The organism is Pseudomonas fontis, from assembly GCF_028656955.1.
GTDB lineage: Bacteria > Pseudomonadota > Gammaproteobacteria > Pseudomonadales > Pseudomonadaceae > Aquipseudomonas > Aquipseudomonas fontis.
In genome coordinates this window covers 51,286-71,937 of record NZ_JAMDGY010000104.1, presented here as the reverse complement: position 1 = coordinate 71,937, position 20,652 = coordinate 51,286, and the positions used below count along the sequence as shown (strand labels likewise).

The 20,652-nt window shown below is 61.7% G+C and carries 17 protein-coding genes; 9 read left to right on the top strand and 8 right to left on the bottom strand.

The features are described from left to right. Positions 1–10 precede the first annotated feature (10 nt). The 8 genes from M5G11_RS24725 to M5G11_RS24690 all read left to right on the top strand — a co-directional run bounded on the left by M5G11_RS24725 (position 11) and on the right by M5G11_RS24690 (position 12,148). The gene (locus tag M5G11_RS24725; RefSeq protein WP_273912803.1) at positions 11–2,005 is read left to right on the top strand and encodes a DNA/RNA non-specific endonuclease; all 1,995 of its coding nucleotides are present in this window, start codon (positions 11–13) and stop codon (positions 2,003–2,005) included. Between the two features lie 63 nt (positions 2,006–2,068). Next, on the top strand, positions 2,069–2,575 hold the full coding sequence (locus tag M5G11_RS24720; protein ID WP_273912804.1) for an SLATT domain-containing protein: 507 nt from the start codon (positions 2,069–2,071) through the stop codon (positions 2,573–2,575). A gap of 131 nt (positions 2,576–2,706) precedes the next feature. Next, entirely contained in the window at positions 2,707–3,762 is a 1,056-nt protein-coding gene (locus M5G11_RS24715; protein WP_273912805.1) for a Rieske 2Fe-2S domain-containing protein, read from the top strand. Positions 3,763–3,803: 41 nt separating this feature from the next. Continuing rightward, positions 3,804–5,159: an FAD-dependent oxidoreductase gene (locus M5G11_RS24710; protein ID WP_273912806.1), complete on the top strand. Its 1,356-nt coding sequence runs from the start codon at positions 3,804–3,806 to the stop codon at positions 5,157–5,159. 107 nt (positions 5,160–5,266) lie between these two features. After that, positions 5,267–6,193 carry a LysR family transcriptional regulator gene (locus tag M5G11_RS24705; RefSeq protein WP_273912807.1) on the top strand — a complete coding sequence of 309 codons (927 nt, stop codon included), beginning with the start codon at positions 5,267–5,269 and terminating at the stop codon, positions 6,191–6,193. A gap of 224 nt (positions 6,194–6,417) precedes the next feature. After that, entirely contained in the window at positions 6,418–7,566 is a 1,149-nt protein-coding gene (locus tag M5G11_RS24700) for a MexC family multidrug efflux RND transporter periplasmic adaptor subunit (protein ID WP_273912808.1), read from the top strand. 29 nt (positions 7,567–7,595) lie between these two features. Beyond that, on the top strand, positions 7,596–10,727 hold the full coding sequence (locus M5G11_RS24695; RefSeq protein WP_273912809.1) for an efflux RND transporter permease subunit: 3,132 nt from the start codon (positions 7,596–7,598) through the stop codon (positions 10,725–10,727). Between the two features lie 5 nt (positions 10,728–10,732). After that, entirely contained in the window at positions 10,733–12,148 is a 1,416-nt protein-coding gene (locus M5G11_RS24690; protein WP_273912810.1) for an efflux transporter outer membrane subunit, read from the top strand. Positions 12,149–12,234: 86 nt separating this feature from the next. On the opposite strand, the gene M5G11_RS24685 is transcribed toward M5G11_RS24690, so the two are convergent. Both M5G11_RS24685 and M5G11_RS24680 read right to left on the bottom strand, forming a co-directional pair. Beyond that, entirely contained in the window at positions 12,235–12,804 is a 570-nt protein-coding gene (locus M5G11_RS24685; RefSeq protein WP_273912811.1) for a TetR/AcrR family transcriptional regulator, read from the bottom strand. 152 nt (positions 12,805–12,956) lie between these two features. Next, a complete protein-coding gene (locus M5G11_RS24680) occupies positions 12,957–14,423 on the bottom strand; it encodes a toxin-antitoxin system YwqK family antitoxin (RefSeq protein ID WP_273912812.1) in 1,467 nt (488 codons plus the stop codon). A gap of 171 nt (positions 14,424–14,594) precedes the next feature. Between M5G11_RS24680 and M5G11_RS24675 the strand changes: the two genes are divergently transcribed. Beyond that, a complete protein-coding gene (locus M5G11_RS24675) occupies positions 14,595–16,289 on the top strand; it encodes an SNIPE associated domain-containing protein (protein ID WP_273912813.1) in 1,695 nt (564 codons plus the stop codon). A 22-nt stretch (positions 16,290–16,311) separates the two neighbouring features. Here M5G11_RS24675 and sctU read toward each other — a convergent pair whose 3' ends face one another. Genes sctU through M5G11_RS24645 form a run of 6 tightly spaced genes read right to left on the bottom strand, consistent with a single transcriptional unit; the run spans position 16,312 to position 20,425 of the window. Continuing rightward, a complete protein-coding gene (gene sctU, locus M5G11_RS24670) occupies positions 16,312–17,358 on the bottom strand; it encodes a type III secretion system export apparatus subunit SctU (RefSeq protein WP_273912814.1) in 1,047 nt (348 codons plus the stop codon). Beyond that, entirely contained in the window at positions 17,355–18,143 is a 789-nt protein-coding gene (sctT, locus tag M5G11_RS24665; protein WP_273912815.1) for a type III secretion system export apparatus subunit SctT, read from the bottom strand. The genes sctU and sctT overlap by 4 nt, the downstream gene beginning before the upstream one ends. Next, positions 18,140–18,406 (bottom strand): type III secretion system export apparatus subunit SctS, encoded by a 267-nt coding sequence (gene sctS / locus M5G11_RS24660; protein WP_273912816.1) that lies wholly within the window; start codon positions 18,404–18,406, stop codon positions 18,140–18,142. The genes sctT and sctS overlap by 4 nt, the downstream gene beginning before the upstream one ends. Beyond that, positions 18,403–19,062 (bottom strand): type III secretion system export apparatus subunit SctR, encoded by a 660-nt coding sequence (gene sctR / locus M5G11_RS24655; RefSeq protein ID WP_273912817.1) that lies wholly within the window; start codon positions 19,060–19,062, stop codon positions 18,403–18,405. Before sctR ends, sctS begins: the two co-directional genes overlap by 4 nt. Beyond that, on the bottom strand, positions 19,059–19,985 hold the full coding sequence (sctQ, locus tag M5G11_RS24650) for a type III secretion system cytoplasmic ring protein SctQ (protein ID WP_273912818.1): 927 nt from the start codon (positions 19,983–19,985) through the stop codon (positions 19,059–19,061). The genes sctR and sctQ overlap by 4 nt, the downstream gene beginning before the upstream one ends. Continuing rightward, entirely contained in the window at positions 19,982–20,425 is a 444-nt protein-coding gene (locus tag M5G11_RS24645; protein WP_273912819.1) for a type III secretion system needle length determinant, read from the bottom strand. The genes sctQ and M5G11_RS24645 overlap by 4 nt, the downstream gene beginning before the upstream one ends. Between the last annotated feature and the right edge of the window lie 227 nt (positions 20,426–20,652).

Below are 20,652 nucleotides of genomic sequence, written 5' to 3'. Positions count from 1 at the left end.
GGAGGTTGAAATGAGTGGGATTTCCAAGGAAGAGCGCGTTAGCAATCTGTTGACACGGCTGACGCCAGAAATGGAGGCGGCAGTACAGGAGGCACTGAACAGTGGGCGCCTGCCGGAGTCACTGGTGTCCACGTTGTCCAGTGAGAGCCTGAAGGCACTCAAGGACGGCGCGGGGCTTGAGTCGATTCTGGGTGACGGCACCCTCGCCAATCTGGAGGCGATCATCAAACTGGTCGGCCGGCCACCGCTGTTGATCAGTGCCGACCGGGTGGTGATGGAGCCGTTGCCGGAGTTGCCACAGGAAACCAAGGGCCTGATCCTCAAGGCCGAGAAGTGGATACCTTCGGTTGGCCGTATCGAGTTTCGCAACCACAGAATGGCCTGGGCCGGAACGGGCTGGGTGGTGCAACACACGGGCAAAGGCAGCTTGGTGGTGACCAATCGCCATGTCGCCAAACTGGTGGCGACGCGCAAACCCGATGGCACCGCAGTGTTCGACCGCTCTGCTATCACCGGGGCACGCTACGGCGCCGCGATTGATTTTCGCGAGGAGGCCGAGAGTAAACCGGATGACACCAGCCGTACCGCCGAACTGACCAAGGTGAAATACCTGGCCGATGATGCCGCCGCTGATGTTGCCTTGCTGCTGATCGAAGTGGCAGATTTTACCTTGCCCACGCCAATGGAACTGATCGACAGCAACGTATCGCTGGCCAAGGGTGAGCTGGTTGCCTTGATCGGCTACCCCGCCTATGACTCACGTAACGATGCCAGTGCACAGGCGAAGTACTTCCGTGACCTCTACGACGTCAAACGCTTCGCTCCTGGGTTGATCATGCAGCCGGCAGCTAGCGGCCAATTGCTGACTTACGATTGCACCAGCCTGGGTGGCAACTCCGGCTCACCGGTCATTCGCCTGAGCGACGGCAAGGTCGTCGGGTTGCATTTCCAGGGTGTCTACAAGGAAGCCAACACAGCCATTTCAGCGGCAACCATCAGCGCGCTGGTCAACGGCGAGCGTCCTGTCAGCGTGCTGATGCAAGGCAGTCACAGCGAGGCAAAGGACGGCACTCACAAGCCGGAGTGGTTTAGCAAGCGAGAGGGCTTCGACAGTCAATTCCTGAAAACCGAAAAAACCGCGAAACCACTGGCAACGCCTTGGCCCGGACTACCTCCAGAGCTTGCAGAGAAACTTGCCAAACCCAGTGACGCCCCCGATGAGCCCAACGAACTGCGCTACACCCATTTCGGCGTCAAATACTCCACTGAGTTCAAACTGCCGTTGATCACTGCGGTCAATATTGACGGCGAGGCCAGCGTGCGGATCAAGCGTGGCACCGACCGCTGGTTTGTCGACGAGCGCATTCCCACGCAGTTCCAATTGGGCGAGAAGAACTTCAAGGATGCCCTGATCGACCGTGGGCACCTGGTACGGCGCGAGGATCCCAATTGGGGGAGTGCGCAACAGGCCGAGCAGGCCAACTTCGACACCTTCCACTACGTGAATGCCGCCGCGCAGCATTCACGGCTGAATCAGGGCAAGGCGCTGTGGCAAGGCCTGGAGAATTACATTCTCGACAACGCGCGTACCCATGGCTTCAAGGCGTGCGTGTTCACCGGGCCGATTCTGCGCGACGCTGCCAGCGAGGAAATCGAGCTGGTCATCGACGGTGCAGTCGCGGCAGTCGAGTTCTGGAAACTGGTGGTGACCCTCAATGCGGCGGGCGATGCCCTGCACGCCACGGCCTACGTGCTGAGCCAGGGCCAACTATTGCGCAAGCTGCTGGAGGATCGCTCGCGACGAGAAACGCTGGAAGGTTTCGAGCTGGGGCCGTACCGCACCTTCCAGGTAGCGGTGGCCGACTTGGCGCAGGCGACGGGCTATGACTTCAAGGACTACGCCTCCAGCGACCCGTTGGCCCAAATACCACTCGGCCAGGAGGCCCTCGCCCGTGGCGAGCCGGTGTTCCTGCCGATTGAGACACTGGATCAGATCATCCTGTAAAGCCGCAGGAGGCGCGATGCACGACGTCAACGATGTTCCCAAATGCCTAGTGAGGACCACTCCATGAGCCAGATCGAACTGCTAGAAAAGTGGCGCCGGATGATCGTTCGGCTACAGATTGAACATGAGGTAAGTGCCCGGGACTTCGAGAAGTTCAGTTGGAAGCTGGGCATTCCGTGTGTGGGGCTTTCGGCGGTGGTCAGCGCCAGCGTGTTCAGTTCGATCAACAACTCATCGCTGGTGTGGCTGCAATATGTGGCAGGCTTCGTGTCGATCCTGACCTTGGTACTGAGTTCGGTACAGACCTTTCTGAACTTTGATAGCCGAGCGGCGGCACATCAGGACACGGCGGAAAAGCTTGGGGCGATGGCGCGGGAAATTCAGGACGAACTGGCCAGCAAAAAGGAGGACGGCACCCTTGGAACTGTGGTGACCGAACTGCGCAAGCGCCTGGACGGCATTTTGCTGGATGCACCGACCCTGCCCAAGTCGACCATCCGCCGCCTGGGAACAGGGGCTGAAATACCCGAAGGTCCGGACAAGTTGGCGCAGGAAACCTTGCCCGCATGAACGATCGCGCCTCTACCTGAGGCGCGTTCTACATAACGAATCCCACATACCCAACATGTTCCCCCCGCCATGGGCGCACCCGACACGGTTCTTTAGCATGGCCCTCGCAGCCAACAATAAGGAGAACCGCCATGTCCAGCGCCGCGATAGCCTGCCAGAACGTCACCTGGAACCCGATCAGCCGTTCCAGCACCTTCACCACCCATGACCGCGAAATCCTCAGCCAGCATTGGCACCCGGTGGCGTTCAGCGCCGAGGTCGGCGACAAACCCTACGCCGTGACCCTGCTCGACGAGCCGGTGGTGCTCTACCGCACTGGCGACAAACTCAATGCCGCCCGCGATATCTGCAGCCATCGCGGTGCGCCGCTGAGCAAAGGCTGGGTGCAGGGCGAGAACATCATCTGCCCGTACCATGGCCTGCACTTCGGCACCGATGGCCGCTGTACGCGCATCCCCTCGGAGCCTAACGCCAATCTCACCGAACGCCATCGCATCCAGATGTACTCGGCCCGCGAAGCCTATGGGCTGGTCTGGGTGCTGATGTCCGGCAGTGACGCGCCATTCGCCGAAATGCCCTCCTGGGACGATGAAGACTCCCAGTGCATCCTGCCGCCGTCGCTGGACATTGCCGCCTCCGCCGGGCGTCAGGTCGAGGGCTTCATCGACGTCGCCCACTTCGCCTGGATTCACCACGAAGCCTTTGCTGAACGCGACAACCCGGTGGTGCCCACCTACCGGGCCGAAGTCACGCCATACGGGGTGCACGCGGTGTACACCAGCAATGTCAGCAACTTCCCCAAGCACATGCAGCATCGCGCGCCGGAGGACTTCCTTTGGGTACGCACCTTCGATGTGTTCGCGCCGTTCACCGCGCGCCTGACGGTCAACTTCCCCAACCCGGAACACCGCCTGGTGATCCTCAATGCCGCCAGCCCGATCTCGGCGCGCAAGACCCGGATGTTCTGCGGCATCACTCGCAATTTCGACAAAGAGCTGCCGCTTGAGGACGTCTACGCCTTCAACCAGCAGGTGTTCGAAGAAGACCGCGACATCGTCGAGATGTGCCGCCCGGAAGACCTGCCGCTGGACCTCTCGCTGGAAATCCACATTCCCGCCGATCGCTCCTCCACCGCCTACCGCCGCGCCCTGAGCGCATTGGGCCTGGGTCGCGCGTTCATCAGCTGAGCCTTTGGCTGCCTATCGATTGATTGTTGGGAGTATCGAGCATGTATACGTGGGAATGTCTGGTGTGCGGCTTCATCTACGATGAGGCGGCAGGCCGGCCGGAAGACGGCATTGCAGCGGGCACCCGCTGGGAAGAGGTGCCGCAGGACTGGTTCTGGCCGGACTGTGGTGTGGGCAAGGCGGACTTTGACATGGTCCGGGTCGGCGTCAGTGCCGTGGCCAGCCAGCCGGCGCCACAACCTGACCCGGTGCTGATCCTCGGTTCCGGGCTGGCCGGCTACACCGTGGCGCGTGAACTGCGCAAACTCAGCAGTGACACGCCGATCCTGATCGTGACCCGTGATGGCGGCGAGTTCTACTCCAAGCCGGCGCTGTCCAATGCCTTCCAGACCGGGCGCTTGCCGGATCAACTGGTGACCTCCAGCGCTGAGCAGATGGCGGCGCAGTTGCAAGCGCGCATCAAGACGCACACGACGGTTGAGCAGATCGACACTACCGCGCAGATCGTCTACATCGATGGCCAGCCACAGCGCTATCGCGCGTTGGTATTGGCACTTGGCGCCGATGCGCGTCGGCCCGGCCTGCAGGGCGATGGGGTGGACGCGATGATCACCGTGAACGACTTGGAGGACTACCGCCGCCTGCGCTGGCAGATTGGCGTGGAAAGCCGGATTGCCATCCTCGGCGGCGGCTTGATCGGCTGCGAGTTTGCCAACGACCTGCGTCATGCCGGCCATGAGGTGTGCATCATCGACCCTGCCAAGTGGCTATTGAGCCGCCTGCTGCCCTCGGAGGCCGGCGCCGAAATGGCCAACGCGCTCACATCGCTTGGCGTGCAACTGGCACTTGGCAATGCCCCCGTTGCCGTTCACCGGGCAGGGAAGGGGTTCAGGTTGCAGATGGCGGACGGCCGTGAGCTTGCGGCGGATTATGTGCTGAGTGCGATTGGCCTGGGGCCGCGACTGGAGCTGGCACGTGCAGCGGGCATCGCGGTGGCCAACGGCATCGTTACCGACGCCTATCTGCACACCAGCGCTGACAACGTCTACGCCCTGGGCGACTGCGCGCAAGTTCACGACCTGGTGCTGCCGTATGTGATGCCGATCATGCTGCAGGCGCGTGCACTGGCCCAGACGCTGGCCGGCCAGCCCACCCCGGTCGCTTATCCGGCGATGCCGGTGACCATCAAGACCAGTGTGCTGCCAACCGTCGTGGCCTCGCCGCTGGGGTGTAGCGGGCAGTGGTCGACGGCCTTGCTGGGGCGTTGCGACAAGGGCATCGCCGATGTGAAGGCGGTCTTTCACGATCAGCACAGCCAGCTGCAAGGCTTCGTGCTGATGGGCGCCGCCACCCAGGAGAAAGCCGAACTGCTGAAAGCCTTGCCGAACTGGCGTTAACCCCAAGGCGCCGGGCCGTTGTACATGGACGTACCCAGGCGTAGCGCTATATCTTTGTATATATAGCGCTACGGCCCGTAGCCTGAACAAAACAAGAAGAGGCTGCTGTGTCCAACGCAATGCCCAACTGTGATGCGCAACTGATCCGCACGCTGCACACCTTGCTCACCCAGTGCAGTGTTTCGCGCACGGCCGAACTGCTGGGGCAGGCGCAGCCTGCGGTGAGTGTCGCGTTGCGCCGGCTGCGTGAGCTTACCGGTGACCCGTTGCTGGTACGCAGCGGCAGCCGCATGGTGCTGACCACTCACGCACAGAGCCTGATCGAGCCGGTGTCGCAGGCGCTGGCGGGGATCGAGCAGATCCTGCACCCGATTGACCCGTTCGACCCTGCCAGCACCCGGCAGACCTTTCGCATCAGCACGCCGGATTACCTGAGCGTGTTTTTTGTGCCCGCCATTGTCGAGCGGTTCCAGGCACAGGCGCCGCTTGCTACGCTGGAGTTGAAACACCTGCAGGCCGAAGGCGGGTATTCGCGGGGGCTGGAGGAGGGTTACCTGGACCTGGTGATCGGCAACTGGCAAACACCGGCGGAGCATCTGCACTTGCAGCCTTTGTGCGATGACGACCTGGTGTGCCTGATCCGCGAGGAGCACCCCATCCTGCCGGGTTGCCTCACGCAACAGGCCTATTCGCAGGCGGACCACCTGGCGGTGATGACCCACAACGCCTCGGGGCAGGGAACCATTGGTGCGGAGTTGGCCAAGAGCGGGCTGGCCAGGCGGGTGACCACGACGTTGCCGTACTTCTGCATGGCGCCGTATGTGCTGGTCAAGTCGAACCTGGTGTTCACTACCACGCGCTCGTTTGCCAAGCATTACACCGAGCTGTTGCCGCTGCGTATCGAGCCTTTTCCGCTGCCGGCCCAGCCGTTGCGTTATTACCAGCTGTGGCATGCGCGCAAGCATCGGTCGCAGGCCTCGAAATGGTTACGCAGTCTGGTGCTGGAGGCTGCTCGGGCGATCGCGCCGATGTAGCCGCTGCCGTAAGGCTGCGCTGGAGTCCGCAGGGCTCCCAAGGGGGTCCTGAACCTGAACCCGCGCCTGCGTCGCAGGCGAGCGCAGCCTGACGGCAGCGGCTACACCCTGGGTTGATTGAATGTGAGAGCGACGGATCCAAAACGGACCTTGTGAGACATATTTGACTCATTATGGTTTGAAAAGTACCATTCGCTCCGTTTTCAATCTAGCTCGGGTGAATCATGGGCAATTTGCGTGCAATAAGGATGGCGGGCTCGTTGGCCGCAGCCATCGCATTGGTCGGGTGTGGTCCGGCCGCTGAACAGCAGGGCGCCGTCGAAGCGCCGCGCCCGGTCGAGGTGGTCACGGTGGTCACCGAGCCGCTGGCATTGAGCTCTGAATTGCCGGGCCGGGTTGAACCCATGCGCGTGGCAGAAGTCAGGGCCCGCGTAGCCGGCATCGTCCTGCACAAGCGCTTCGAAGAGGGCGCCGATGTCAAAGCCGGAGAGGTACTGTTCCAGATCGACCCGGCGCCGCTGAAAGCTGCGGTGTCCCGCGCCGAAGGCGAACTGGCGAGAGCCCAGGCGGTAGTGCACGAGGCCCAGGCACGGGTCAAACGCTATGAGCCGCTGGTAAAGATCGAAGCCGTCAGCCCACAGGACTTCGACACCGCGACGGCTGACCTGCGCGGCGCCCAGGCTGCTGTACGCACGGCCCAGGCCGACCTTGAAACCGCCCGTTTGAACCTTGGCTATGCCTCGGTCACCGCGCCAATCTCCGGCCGGGTAGGCCGTGCTCTGGTCACCGAAGGCGCTTTGGTCGGGCAGGGCGACGCCACCTTGATGGCCAAGGTGCAGCAGCTCGACCCGATCTATGTCGACTTCACCCAGTCAGCGGCAGACGCACTGCGCCTGCGTGAAGCCCTGAAAGACGGCTCGCTGGCGGCGGGCGAGCACAATGCCCTGTCGATCCGCATCGAAGGCACCGCCTACGAGCGCAAAGGCGCACTGATGTTCACCGATGTCGCGGTGGATCGCGGCACTGGCCAGGTGTCCATGCGCGGCAAGTTCAGCAACGCCGACGGCACCCTGTTGCCCGGCCTGTATGTGCGCGTGCGCACCCCGCAAGGCACCGACAACCAGGCGATCCTGGTGCCGCAACGGGCCATTCAGCGCGGCGCCGACGGCAACGCCAGCGTGCTGCTGGTCAATGACCAGGGCCTGGCCGAGGTGCGCAGCGTGCGCACCGGCGCCATGCAGGGTGCGCGCTGGCAGGTCAGCGAGGGGCTCAACAACGGTGATCAAGTGATTGTCGGTGGCATCAGCGGTTTGCAGCCGGGCACCAAGGTCGCGGCGCAATCGGCGCAGCAGCAACAGGCCTCGGGCCACTAAGCAGGCGGCGTCCACCGCGAGGATTTGCAATGTCTTTGTTCTTTATCAAGCGCCCGAACCTGTCCTGGGTAATGGCGCTGTTCATCTCGCTGGCGGGGTTGCTGGTGATTCCGGCCTTGCCGGTCGCCCAGTACCCCAACGTGGCGCCACCGCAGATCACGGTCACCGCCACCTACCCGGGGGCATCGGCGAAAGTGCTGGTGGACTCGGTCACCAGCGTGATCGAAGAGTCGCTCAACGGTGCCAAGCACCTGCTGTATTTCGAATCGACCAACAACTCCAACGGCGTGGCCGAAGTACTGGTCACCTTCGAGCCGGGCACCGACCCGCAGCTGGCCCAGGTGGATGTGCAGAACCGCCTGAAGAAGGCCGAGTCGCGCATGCCCCAGGCCGTGCTGACCCAAGGCCTTGAAGTGGAGCAAAGCAGCGCCGGCTTCCTGCTGGTGTATGCGCTCAGCTACAAGGCTGGCGAGGAGCGCTCGGACACCACGGTGCTGGGCGATTACGCCGCCCGCAACATCAACAACGAACTGCGCCGCGTGCCGGGCGTGGGCAAGTTGCAGTTCTTCTCCTCCGAAGCCGCCATGCGCGTGTGGATCGACCCGCAGAAGCTCGTCGGCTTCGGCTTGTCCATCGACGACGTAGGCAATGCCATCCGTGGGCAGAACGTGCAAGTGCCGGCTGGCAGCTTCGGCGGCTCGCCCGGCAGCAGCGAGCAGGAACTGACCGCCACCCTGGCCGTGAAGGGCACCCTGGACGACCCGCAGGAGTTCGGCCGGATTGTCCTGCGCGCCAACCAGGACGGCTCCAGCGTCACGCTGGCCGATGTCGCCCGCCTGGAAATCGGCAGCGAGAGCTACAACTTCTCTTCACGCTTGGACGGCAAGCCGGCCGTGGCCGGGGCCATCCAGCTGTCCCCGGGCGCCAACGCCATCGAGACCGCTGCTGCGGTGAAACAGCGCCTGGCCGAGTTGTCGACGTATTTCCCGGAGAACATCGAGTATTCCGTGCCCTATGACACCTCGCGCTTTGTCGAGGTGGCCATCGAGAAGGTGATCTACACCCTGGTCGAGGCCATGGTGCTGGTGTTCCTGGTGATGTTCCTGTTCCTGCAGAACGTGCGCTACACGCTGATCCCGTCCATCGTGGTGCCGGTGTGCCTGGCCGGTACGCTGGGGGTGATGTACCTGTTGGGCTTCTCGGTGAACATGATGACCATGTTCGGCATGGTCCTGGCCATCGGCATCCTGGTGGATGACGCGATTGTCGTGGTGGAGAACGTCGAGCGGATCATGGCCGAGGAAGGCTGCTCGCCGGTTGAAGCGACGATCAAGGCGATGGGGCAGGTGTCCGGTGCGATCATCGGCATCACCCTGGTGCTGTCGGCGGTGTTCATGCCGCTGGCGTTCATGTCGGGTTCGGTGGGGGTGATCTACCAGCAGTTCTCGCTGTCGCTGGCGGTGTCCATCCTGTTCTCCGGCTTCCTCGCCCTGACCTTCACCCCGGCGCTGTGCGCCACGCTGCTCAAGCCGATTGCCCCGGGGCATCACGAGAAGAGCGGGTTCTTCGGCGCCTTCAACCGTGGCTTTGAACGCCTGACCCAGCGCTATTCGCGGCTGAACACGCTGCTGGTGAAACGCACCGGGCGTTTCATGCTGGTGTACCTGGGCATCGTCGTGCTGCTGAGCTTCCTTTATGTGCGTCTGCCCGAGTCGTTCGTGCCGGTCGAGGACCAGGGCTACAACATCGTCGACGTGCAATTGCCCCCGGCGGCGACCCGCAGCCGGACGGACCAGACCACCCAGGACCTGGAGAACTTCCTGAAGTCCCGCGAAGCGGTGGCGACGTCCTTCCTGGTGATTGGCTTCAGCTTCTCCGGCATGGGCGAGAACGCCGCGCTGGCCTTCCCGACCTTCAAGGACTGGTCCGAGCGCGGCAAGGGCCAGTCGGCCGCCGACGAAACCAACGCCGTGAACGAGCGGTTTGCCGGCTATGGCGACGGCACGGTCATGGCCGTGATGCCGCCACCCATCGACGGCCTGGGCAACTCCGGCGGTTTCGCCTTGCGTCTGCAAGACCGTGGCGGCCTGGGTCGCGAGGCGCTGTTGCAGGCGCGGGACCGCTTGCTGGAGCAAGCCAATGGCAACCCGAAAATCCTCTACGCGATGATGGAAGGCCTGGCCGAGGCGCCGCAACTGCGCCTGAACATCGATCGGGAACAAGCTCGTGCGCTGGGCGTGACCTTCGAGTCGATCAATCAGGCACTGTCCACGGCCTTTGGCTCGGCGGTGATCAACGACTTCGCCAATGCCGGCCGCCAGCAGCGTGTCGTCGTGCAGGCGGAGCAAAGCGCGCGGATGACCCCGGAAAGCGTGCTCAAGCTGTACGTGCCCAACGCCACCGGCGACCTGGTCCCGCTCAGCGCCTTCGTCACCACCCATTGGGAAGAAGGCCCGGTGCAGATCGTGCGTTACAACGGCTACCCGGCCATCCGTATTGCCGGCGACGCCGCACCGGGCTACAGCACTGGCGAGGCCATGGCGGAAATGGAGCGCCTGGTCGCCGAGCTGCCGCCAGGCATCGGTTACGCATGGACCGGCCTTTCCTACCAGGAAAAGGTCTCCAGCGGCCAGGCCACCCAGCTGTTTGCCTTGGCGATTCTGGTGGTGTTCCTGCTGCTGGTCGCGCTGTACGAAAGCTGGGCGATCCCGCTGACGGTCATGCTGATCGTGCCGATTGGTGCGTTGGGCGCGGTGTTGGCGGTGATGGTCACCGGCATGCCGAACGATGTGTACTTCAAGGTCGGCCTGATCACCATCATCGGTTTGGCCGCGAAGAACGCCATCCTGATTGTCGAGTTCGCCAAAGAACTCTGGGAGAAAGGCTACAGCCTGCGTGATGCCGCCATCGAGGCCGCGCGCCTGCGCTTTCGCCCGATCATGATGACCTCGCTGGCCTTCATCCTTGGCGTGGTGCCCCTGGCGATTGCCACCGGTGCGGGGGCCGCCAGCCAGCGTGCCATCGGCACCGGGGTGATCGGCGGGATGCTCAGCGCGACCTTGCTGGGGGTGATTTTCGTGCCGATCTGCTTCGTCTGGGTGCTGTCGTTGCTCGAGCGCAAATCGACCACCGCTGAACAACCGGCACCGGTACAGGAGTGATGATCATGGCTAATACCGTTTTCCCCGTGCCGATGCTGCTGATCGCCCTGGCGCTCGGCGGCTGCAGCATGGCACCGACCTATGAGCGGCCGGCTGCACCTGTGGCCGAGCGCTGGGAGGGTGCGCCCGCGCAGCAAGCGCTCGCCAGCGAGGCGCTGGATTGGCAGCAGTTTATTGTGGATGCGCAACTGCGCCGGTTGGTCAGCACTGCGCTGGAGAACAACCGCTCGCTACGCCAGTCGTTGCTGGACATCGAGCAAGCGCGGGCGCAGTACCGTATCCAGCGCGCGGACCGGGTGCCCGGCCTGAATGCCGGCACCTCAGGCAATCGCCAACGCTTGCCGGGCGAGCTGGCCAACGGCGGCCGCTCCGAGGTGGCGAGCACTTATCAGGTCGGCCTGTCGTTGCCGGAGTACGAGCTGGACCTGTTCGGCCGGGTGAAAAACCTCAGCGATTCGGCGTTGCAGGAGTACCTGGCCAGCGAAGCCGGCGCCCGTGCCGCGCGCATCGCGCTGATTGCCGAAGTCAGCCAGGCCTACCTGGTGCACGACGGCGCCCAGCGCCGCCTGGCGTTGACTGAGCAGACCCTGGCCAGCCGCGACAGTTCGTTGAGCTTGATCAGCCAGCGGCGTACTTCCGGCACGGCCACGGCGCTGGATTATCAGGAAGCAGCGGGGCTGGTCGAACAGTCGCGTGCCGAGCTGGAAAGCAATCTGCGCCAGAAGCAGCAGGCCTACAACGCACTGGTCTTGCTGCTGGGCAGCGCCGATGCGGCGAAGACCCTCCCGCATACGCTGCAGGCCCGGCCAACACTGTTGCAGGACATCGCCCCAGGCACGCCTTCGGAGCTGATCGAGCGTCGCCCGGACATCCTTGCGGCCGAGCACCGCCTGCGCGCGCGCAACGCCGATATTGGCGCCGCCCGCGCCGCGTTCTTCCCGCGGATCACCCTGACTGGGAGCTTCGGCACCTCCAGCGCGCAGATGTCCGGGTTGTTCGATGGCGGCTCGCGCTCCTGGAGCTTCATGCCGACGTTGTCGGTGCCGCTGTTTGATGGCGGTCGCAACCGTGCCGGCCTGAGCCTGGCCGAAGCGCGCAAGGATTCTGCCGTGGCGGGGTATGAAGGCACGGTGCAGAGCGCATTTCGCGAAGTTGCGGACGCCTTGGCGGCCACCGACACGTTGCGTCGGGAGGAGGCTGCGCGTTTGGCGTTGGCAGCCACCAGCAGCGAGTCGTTGAAGTTGGCCAAGGCGCGCTACGAGGGCGGGGTGGACAGCCATCTGCGTTACCTTGATGCGCAGCGCAGCCACTTCGTCAACCAGTCGGCGGCCATCGACATCAGCACCCAGCGCCAGATTGCGCTGGTGGACCTGTTCCGTTCACTCGGCGGGGGCTGGTCGGCTCAGGTTGCCAGTAAATAGGGCAGGGCAGCGTTATCCGGGTTGGCGCATCCAACCTTATTGGCCCCGCGTACCTTATTGGGCGCGGGGCTTTTTTTGCTTGTAGTTCAGACGTTGTCGACTTTGGGTACCAGGGCGCCGTGCAGGAACATCTGCTCCAGCACGGTGATCGAGTTGGCGCTGGCGGCGCGGCCGCGGCGCTCGGCATCGACCATGGCGAAGATCATGGTCAGGAAAATTTCCGAGAACACCGCAGCGGTAATATCGATGCGAAACGCGCCCTGTTGCTGGCCGCGCAGAAAGAACGCGTCCAGGGCTTTGATATAGGACTGCCAGCGCCCGGTGTCACCTTCGGGGCCGACGGTGTCGGGCCGGTACTGGAACAGCAGGAACGCCATCAGCTCGCGGTGGGCCATGTGTTCGTTGATCAGGCTGCGCAGTGTGGTCAGCGGGTCGGCGTTGGGCAGGTCGGTGTCGACGACGATGCGATTGAGTGCGGCCTCGCCATGGGTTTCCATGATGTGCACGAGGTTGTCGCGGGTGCCGCAGAAGCGGTGCAGGGTGGCCTTGCTGACGCCGGCGGCCTCGGCCAGTTCCTTGAGGGTCGCGCGCGGGCGATTGACGATGGCCAAGGCCAGGGCCTTGATAAGTCGTTCATCCTGGGGCGTAAGATCCATCAGTAGGCCTTCGAGTCAGTTTCTGGTGTGGATCATTGTGCAGAAATAGCTCGTGGCGGCAATGTCTATGATGGTTTGAGGCAAAAAAACTCCAGATGAAACGTTTTTTGCTCAAAAAAAGGGGCATCCAGCAGATGCCCCTGACGACGGCCTTACTGACAGTCCTGCTCAAACTCTTCAATCATGTCTGAGCGTATCAAGGCGTCTGGATTTTCTGCATGCACCGCATCGACCCGTTGCTGCACGCAATTGTCCAGGCTATTGCTGGCGGCTGCGGCGACAGCCTGGGGCTTTGCAGGCTGCATTTGAATCGCCTGCCCCGGGGCCGGGATATCGACGATGGTGATGTGGTCAATCGCGTAGCCACCGCCATCGTAGCGGCTGGCTGTATCGAAATCCGGGATTTCCTGCACCGGGTTGCCCCAGCCCCAGTTGGGGTTGAGCAGGGCCATCTTGCCGGGGTACTGGCTACGGCGATCCGCAGGAAGCGCGACCAGGGTATGGGTTACCTCGCCCGTGTTCCAGACCACCACCGCTTGCAGTTCACCGTTGCGGTCGAAAATTCGTTCTTGACCGTGCTTGGTCACGTCATCCTGATGCTCATCCCCACCGCGCGCCACCCCTTGGTATTGGCCGACTTGCTGGTCGCCCACCCATGTCGAGGCAACGGCGCTGACGAGTTTGCCTTTGTTCCACACCAGCTCGCGGATCAGATGGCCATTGTTGTCCCAGTATTGCTCCAGGCCATCGTTGCTCAGGTCGCTGGCGATGAATTCATTCACGTCTGCCTTGATGGCCAGACGGCTGACATGGTGAATATGCTGGCCGCCGTAGCTGTATTCATCGACGGTACGCGCTCGCAGGTTCCCGTGTTCGAACTCACTCAGCTCGGTCACGTTGCCTTTGGCATTGATGCGCTTCTGGGTGCCGTGAAGTTCACCGTTCGCGTAGTTCTGTTCGTACGCAACGAAGAAGCGGTTGCCATCAATGCCGAACTCTTTTTGCAGCCCGTGGTATTTACCGTTGAGGTAGGTGCGATGTTGTGTGCCGCGATTGTCGAAACCGCTCTGTACGCCGTTTTCCCACTCAAGGTCGGCAATCAGCTCTTTACCTTGACCGTCCCAGGCACGTTCGCGACCGTCTTTCTTGCCGGCGGTGTAGTGCACTTCAAGAATGCGTTCACCGCTCTGCGGGTTGAACTGCTCCTGCAGGCCGTCCTGGACACCTTTCTTCCAGTTGCCTTCGGCGGTCTTCTTGCCTGTTTTGGCGTCGAATTTCTCTTCCTTGCCGTCGCGCTTGCCGGCCTTGAACTCACCGACTCCGAGCAATACGCCGGCATTGTCGGAGCAGCGCATTTCCCCGTCAGGCAGGCCTTTCTTGAAGTCGACTGCGCACGAGCCAACGCTGAACAGCCCCAGTACCGACATGGGGTAGTTGAGCACCCGGCCGGTGAACGGGTCATCCGCGTGGACTTTGTACACCAACCCCTGGATTTCCTGGGTTTGGCGAGTGTCGATTTCCTCGCTGAAGCACCCGGTGAGGCTGAGGGAGGCAAGCGTGATAGCGCTCAAAGCGAAACAACGGCGAGCATTGAAAAACACCAGAATCTCCTTATTCACGTACCGGCACCTGCCGATTTCAAAGCGTGAGAGGGGCGCAGTGTAGGGTAAAGGTGGGGGGTGGTTCCAATTTGCCATGTTTCGCTTGGATAGGGTTCAGCCAAAGAGTATGGCGGCTGGCCGTGATAGCCATGTACGATCCATGGTTTTTCTGGACATGGATAGCCGCTCATGGAGTTTCTGGCATTAATCGCAGGCATTACTGCTGTCGTTTTTCTGATTAATAGCGTTAGAGCAAAAGGGCAGATCAACCAGCTCAAGACAGAGTTGGCTGCCCGGCAGAACGATCTGAGAACCACTGAAGAAGGGCTTGCTACTCTTCGGCAACAGCTTGAGCAAGCACTGAAGGAGTTGGAGCGCTTTAAGGACATCGTGGATGCTGAGGCAGAAGCTGCACGGATTCTTTCGCAGGCAAACTCGGAGCGTAACCAGCTTCTGCAACAGGCTCAGTCCAAAGTGACTCAAGCCGACGCCCGACTAAAGCAGGCTATTGCACAGGCCGAGGCCGAATCAACTCAAATGCTCGGCAAGACCAAAGTGGAGCGTGATCGCCTGTTGCAGCAGGCCCAGGCGAAGGTGGAGCAAGCTGAAAGTCGCCTGCAGCAGGCTGTTGCGGATGCCGGCAAAATTGTTGCTGATGCTCAGGCGCGCGCCGAGCAGGTGGCTGGAGATGCCTTGGCCGCAATGGGCAAGGCCAAGCATTACGCTGATGCCGCTCAGGCCATGAAGAATGTTGTGGAAGGATATGGCGATGCCTACATCGTTCCGACCTACAACCTCCTGGATGACCTGGCGGAAGAATTCGGCTTCACTGAAGCCGGTCAGAAGCTCAAAGCAGCGCGGGACTACACGCGTTTGATGGTCAAGTCGGGAAGGGCTGCTGCTTGTGATTATGTCGAAGCGAATCGGCGTGAGATCGCTGTTCGATTTGTCGTCGATGCATTCAACGGCAAGGTCGACTCAGTCCTTTCTCGTTCCAAGTCGGACAACCACGGCAAGCTTGAACAGGAGATTCGCGACGCTGCGGCGTTGGTAAACCTTAACGGTGCTCCATTTCGCAATGCCCGGATCAACGAAGAGTATTTGCACTCGCGGTTGGAAGAGCTGCGCTGGGCTGTGACTGCGAAACTGCTCAAAGACCAGGAACGTGAGGAGCAACGTCAGCTTCGCGAAAAAATCCGCGAGGAAGAGAAGGCCCGTCGCGAGTTTGAGCGGGCCATCAAAGAGGCGGCCAAAGAAGAAGCCAACTTGCGCAAAGCCCTTGAAAAAGCCCAGGAGCAAGTGGCCGCCGCCAGCGCTGCCGAGCGCGCCGAGTTTGAAGAGCGCTTGGCATTGCTGCAGGAGCAACTGCAGGCCGCTGAAGAGAAAAACCAACGTGCGCTTTCCATGGCTCAGCAGACTCGAGCTGGCCATGTGTATGTCATTTCCAATATCGGCTCATTTGGTGAGCAGGTCTTTAAAATCGGCATGACACGTCGTTTGGAACCGCAGGATCGCGTGCGTGAACTCGGCGATGCAAGTGTCCCGTTCGAGTTCGACGTGCACGCCATGATTTTCAGCGACGATGCACCTGGGCTGGAGAAAAGGCTTCACCGGCACTTCCTGCGAGAGCAGGTAAACAAGGTAAACCCACGTAAAGAATTCTTCCGCATCGGATTGCCAGCCATCCGAGCCGAGCTGGAAGAATTGGGTGTTGAAACGCAATGGACCATGAGCGCCAAGGCGCTTGAGTTCAAGGAAACCCAACGCATCGAACAGCAGATCCTCGAGAACCCGGCCATTGCAGCAGAATGGACGCGTCATCAGCTTGAGGTGGAAGCTGCGATCGAGCAATCCGAAGACGAGGAGGCCTTTGCTTCGGCGTAAATGAAGCACATAGGGCTAAGGACTAACCCTGTTTCTGCTGGCTATGCAACCAACGCAGTACCTCGGCGGTCGGTTCGATCAGTTCTGCGGGAATGTACTGGTCGACCAAGCCGTCGCTGTGCAGGGCGCGCGCCAGCGGTACGCGCTCAAGCACCGGTATGCCTTCTTCCTGCGCGATCTGCCTCACCCGCAAGGCCAGGGCATCGGTGTACATCAAGGTGACCAGGGGCAGCGGCGTTTCACCAGGCTGGTAGCGAATGCCCACGGCAATATGCGTCGGGTTGGTGACGATCACCGACGAGCGCTTCACGTCAGCGCGCATCGAGCCGCTTTGCAGCTCCCGGTGCAACTGCCGGCGCTGCGCCTTGATCTCCGGGCTGCCGTCCATTTCCTTGTGTTCGCGTTTGACTTCATCCTTGCTCATGCGCAGTTGCTTGTGGTGCTGAAAACGCTCAAGCGCGTAGTCGATAGCCGAAATCAGCAGAAAGCCGGCGGCGCACATCATCATCAGGTAGTGCACCAGTTGCCCGGTAACCGCCGCGATGCTGCCAAGGCCCGAGTAGGGCAGCAGTAACAGTGTTTTCAGATCGTTTTTCAGCGTCGACCAGACCAGCACGGTGAGCAAGGCCACCTTCAAGATCGACTTGATGAAGTCGATCAGGTTCTTGACCGAGAAAATCTTCTTCATGCCCTCCACCGGGTTGATCTTCTTGATGTCCGGCTTTATCGGTTCGCCGCTGAACAGAAAGCCGCTCTGCATGAGGTGGCTGAAGATGGCCACCAGCACCGCCATTATCATTAGCGGCAGGCACAGGTAGATCGCTTCGCGCAGCAGGCTGTCGACCATCAAATGCAGTGCCTGGCCAAACGGCAAGTGCACATACGCGGCAGGCAACAACATCAGCTCGCCGAAGTGCGTCATGTAGTAATCGGACAGCCCCATGATCATTGCCACCATCGCGATGATCAACAGCGTCGAGACGACCTCCTTGCTCTTGGCGACCTGGCCTTTGCGCCGCGCATCGCGCAGTTTCTTGTCTGTGGGTGGCTGGCTCTTTTCTGCGCTCATGGGGCGGCCAGTATGGGTGTCAGCAGCAGGACCGGGTTCAGTGCGTTCAATACATGGTCATAAGCCAGGCCCATGAGGATGTTGACGTACAACACCAGCAGCAGGCTGGCGACCAGGCTCTTGATCGGCATTGACAGGATGAACACGTTGAGCGAGGGGGCAAAGCGGCTGACCAACGCCAGGCCGAATTCGGCAAGAAACATGGCGATCATCAGCGGCGCAGCCAGCAGGACGCACAAACGCAGCAAGTGAGTGAACTGGTCATAGAAAAAATTCACCCATTGGCTGCCGACATGCGGAAAAAAGGTGCCGACAGGCCAGCTGGCATAGCTTTGGAACAAGGCCCCGAGCAGGGTCAGGAAGGCGCCACCAGTAAAGAACAAGGTGATCAGGGTCTGTGTCAGGAGCAGGCCGGTCGGGCTGGTCTGGCTGCCAAGCATGGGGTTCAGGGTGGAGGCCATGGCGGCGCCACGCTGGTTGTCGATGATGAAACCGGTGGCTTCGATGGCCCAGAACGGCACACTGGCAATGAAGCCGATCAGCAGGCCCAGCAGCACTTCCTTGCCGATCAGCAGCGCCAATTCCAGGCCGCTGATGAGCGGCGGCAAGGTACCGGCAACGCTGGGGTAGATGAACAGTGCCAGCGAGCAGGCCACGCCGTTGCGGATCAGCCCGCCCCCCAGGTTCTGTTTGCCAAGAATGGGCAGCACCACAAAGCAACTGAGCAGCCGCGGCAAAATCAGGCTGTAGGTGAGCAGCAAGTGTTGCAGGTCCTGAATGTTCATCGCACCCCTGGGATTCTCGTCAGCACCAGGTCGGCATAGCCATAGAGCTCGGTGCCCATCCAGCCGGCCGTGACGAACAGGGTGATGACCACGGCGACCAGCTTGGCGACAAAACCCAGCGTCTGCTCCTGGATCTGGGTCAGGGCCTGTACCAATGACACCAGGGTGCCGACGGCGGCGGCCATCAGTACCGTCGGTAGCGACAGGACCAACACCAGCCACAGGCATTGCCCGGTCAAGTGGAGTATCTCGGCGCTGTTCATGCGCTTATCCCGTAGCTGAGCAGCAGCCCGTGGGTGAGCCGCGCCCAGCCATCAAGCAGGACAAACAGCAGCAGCTTGAACGGCAGCGAGATGGTCATCGGCGAGACCATCATCATGCCCATTGCCAGCAGGATGTTGGAGATGATCAGGTCGATGGCGATAAATGGCAGGTAGATCAGGAAGCCGATTTCGAAGGCCCGGGTCAGTTCGCTGACGGTGAAGGCCGGCAACAGGATCAGCAGGCTGTCGCCATCGATTCTGTCCGCGTACTCCGCGGGCCACAGCTTTTTCGTGCCATCAAGGAAGAAGGCCTGTTCGCGCGGGTTGATCTGGCGTTTGAGAAAGTCGCGGTAGGGCGCAATACCTTCGTCGAGGAAGCCCTCCACCGATTCGGCGTTGCTCAGCTTCACCTCATGGGTGCGCAGGTAGTCATAGGTGGAGAACCCGGTTGGCGCCATCACGTAGATGCTGAGAATGATCGCCAGGCCATACATGGCCATGTTCGGCGGGATCTGCTGGACGCCCAGGGCGTTGCGCAGGAGCGCAAAGACCACGGTGATCTTGATGAACGAGGTGCTCATTACCGCAATGAATGGCAGCAAGGCCAGTAGCGCCAGGCCCAGGATCAGGCTGAGCTCGTCGGGCAACTGGATCATGCAGGGCTGCCTGGCAGCAATCGCAGGATGCGCACGCCGAGCCGATCCTGGATGTTGACCAGCTCGCCGCTGCCGATACAGCGCTGGTTGACCAGAATACGCACTTCGCCGTTGAGGGGCGCTGCCAGGTCGATCAGTGAGCCAGGGCCCAGGCTGGCCAAGGTATGCAGGTCAAGGGATTGGCGGCCGACCTCGAAGCCGACCTGGACCTCCAGCTGGTTGAGGTCGGTGAGGTCGTATGCAGGCTCAGCCAGCGCATTGTCGAGCATGGTGATGATTTCCAGTTCAGCGTTGTTCAGGGTCAATTCGGCCCACCGGCGACCTTGCAGGTAACCGAAGAGCTTGCCGTCAAGCAGGGTTGCCGGTGCGAACAACAGAATGTCGCCGCAAGCGAGTGTGCGAAGTTGCGCGCAGGGCAGTTGTAGCGAGGGCCATTGCAGGGACAGTTGCAGCGTTAGCGGATGCCATTCGCTCGGTGGCCTTGCTGGCAACTGTTTAAGTAGAGAAGGGCCGTCGCCTTCGATCCACAGGGGGAGACGGCGGCCGTCGTCAGTGAGGGTCAGGCACAGGTTGTACTCTGTTACGTCCGCTCGGGAGCGCTCGATGTGAGAGCAGATCAGGTCGGGCAGCACCCCTGCCACGCGCTGCAGCAATGCCAATTGCAGCGCACAGGGCAGGCTGGAAAACGCCGCTTCCTGCAGGTTCGGTGAGAGCCAGGCCGCCAGCAGTACGCTGTGGCAGTGCAGTTTCAACGCCACACCACGCCATTCGACCCACAGGCTGCAATCCACGCTGGCAGGGCGTGGTTCAAGGCTCAGGGTCGCCAGCCCTCCAGCAAACGGATAGTGCCTGCGACAGTGGTCGAGTTGCTGTTGCAGGGCCAGTTGGGCCCTGTCGACCTGTGTAAAGCCAAGGGTGCTCATGCTTCGGGCTCCCACTCTTCATACAGGTTGCGACGCTGGCGTGAGCCTTGATCCTTGGCATTGCCGAACGCCAGGCTGACCGGCTGCTCGGGGGCAAGCCGGTGCAACCGCTCCAACAACTCACCGCGCGCCTGCTGCAAGGTGTTCAGGCTGCCCGCTGAGGCGCTGATGTCCACATGCAACTGGCCCTGAACCTGGCTCAGGTGCACTTCAATGGTGCCCAGGCTGGGCAGCGTCACGCGTATCAGTGTGCCGCCCTTGGCTGCGGGCGCAGCGCTGTAGAGGTGTGCTTGCAAGGTACTGATCAGTTGCTCCAGCTCACGTTTCAGTGGTGTGGGCACAGGCGGGCTGTGCAGGGTGGCCAGCAGGCGGTCGCCGGGCGTTTGCGGCTGGCCGATGACGGGCAGTAGTTCGCTTGCAGGCAGAGTGCTCTGGCGCATCTGCGCTGAATTGCTGGCAGGGTCCACGGGCTCTCGGTGTGGTGCGGCACTGGGGAGCAAGGGAGTGTGCGGCTCGTTGGAGAGAGCAGGCACGGCGAGCGCACTGATACCGCGCGGTGCTTTCTCAGAGGCCTGGGGCTTTCTCTGAACTGGCGCGATAGGCAATGAGTGTTGCACCGGCAATGCAGCGTCAGGCTGCTTTTCAGGGTGCGGCATCTGCGGGCTGA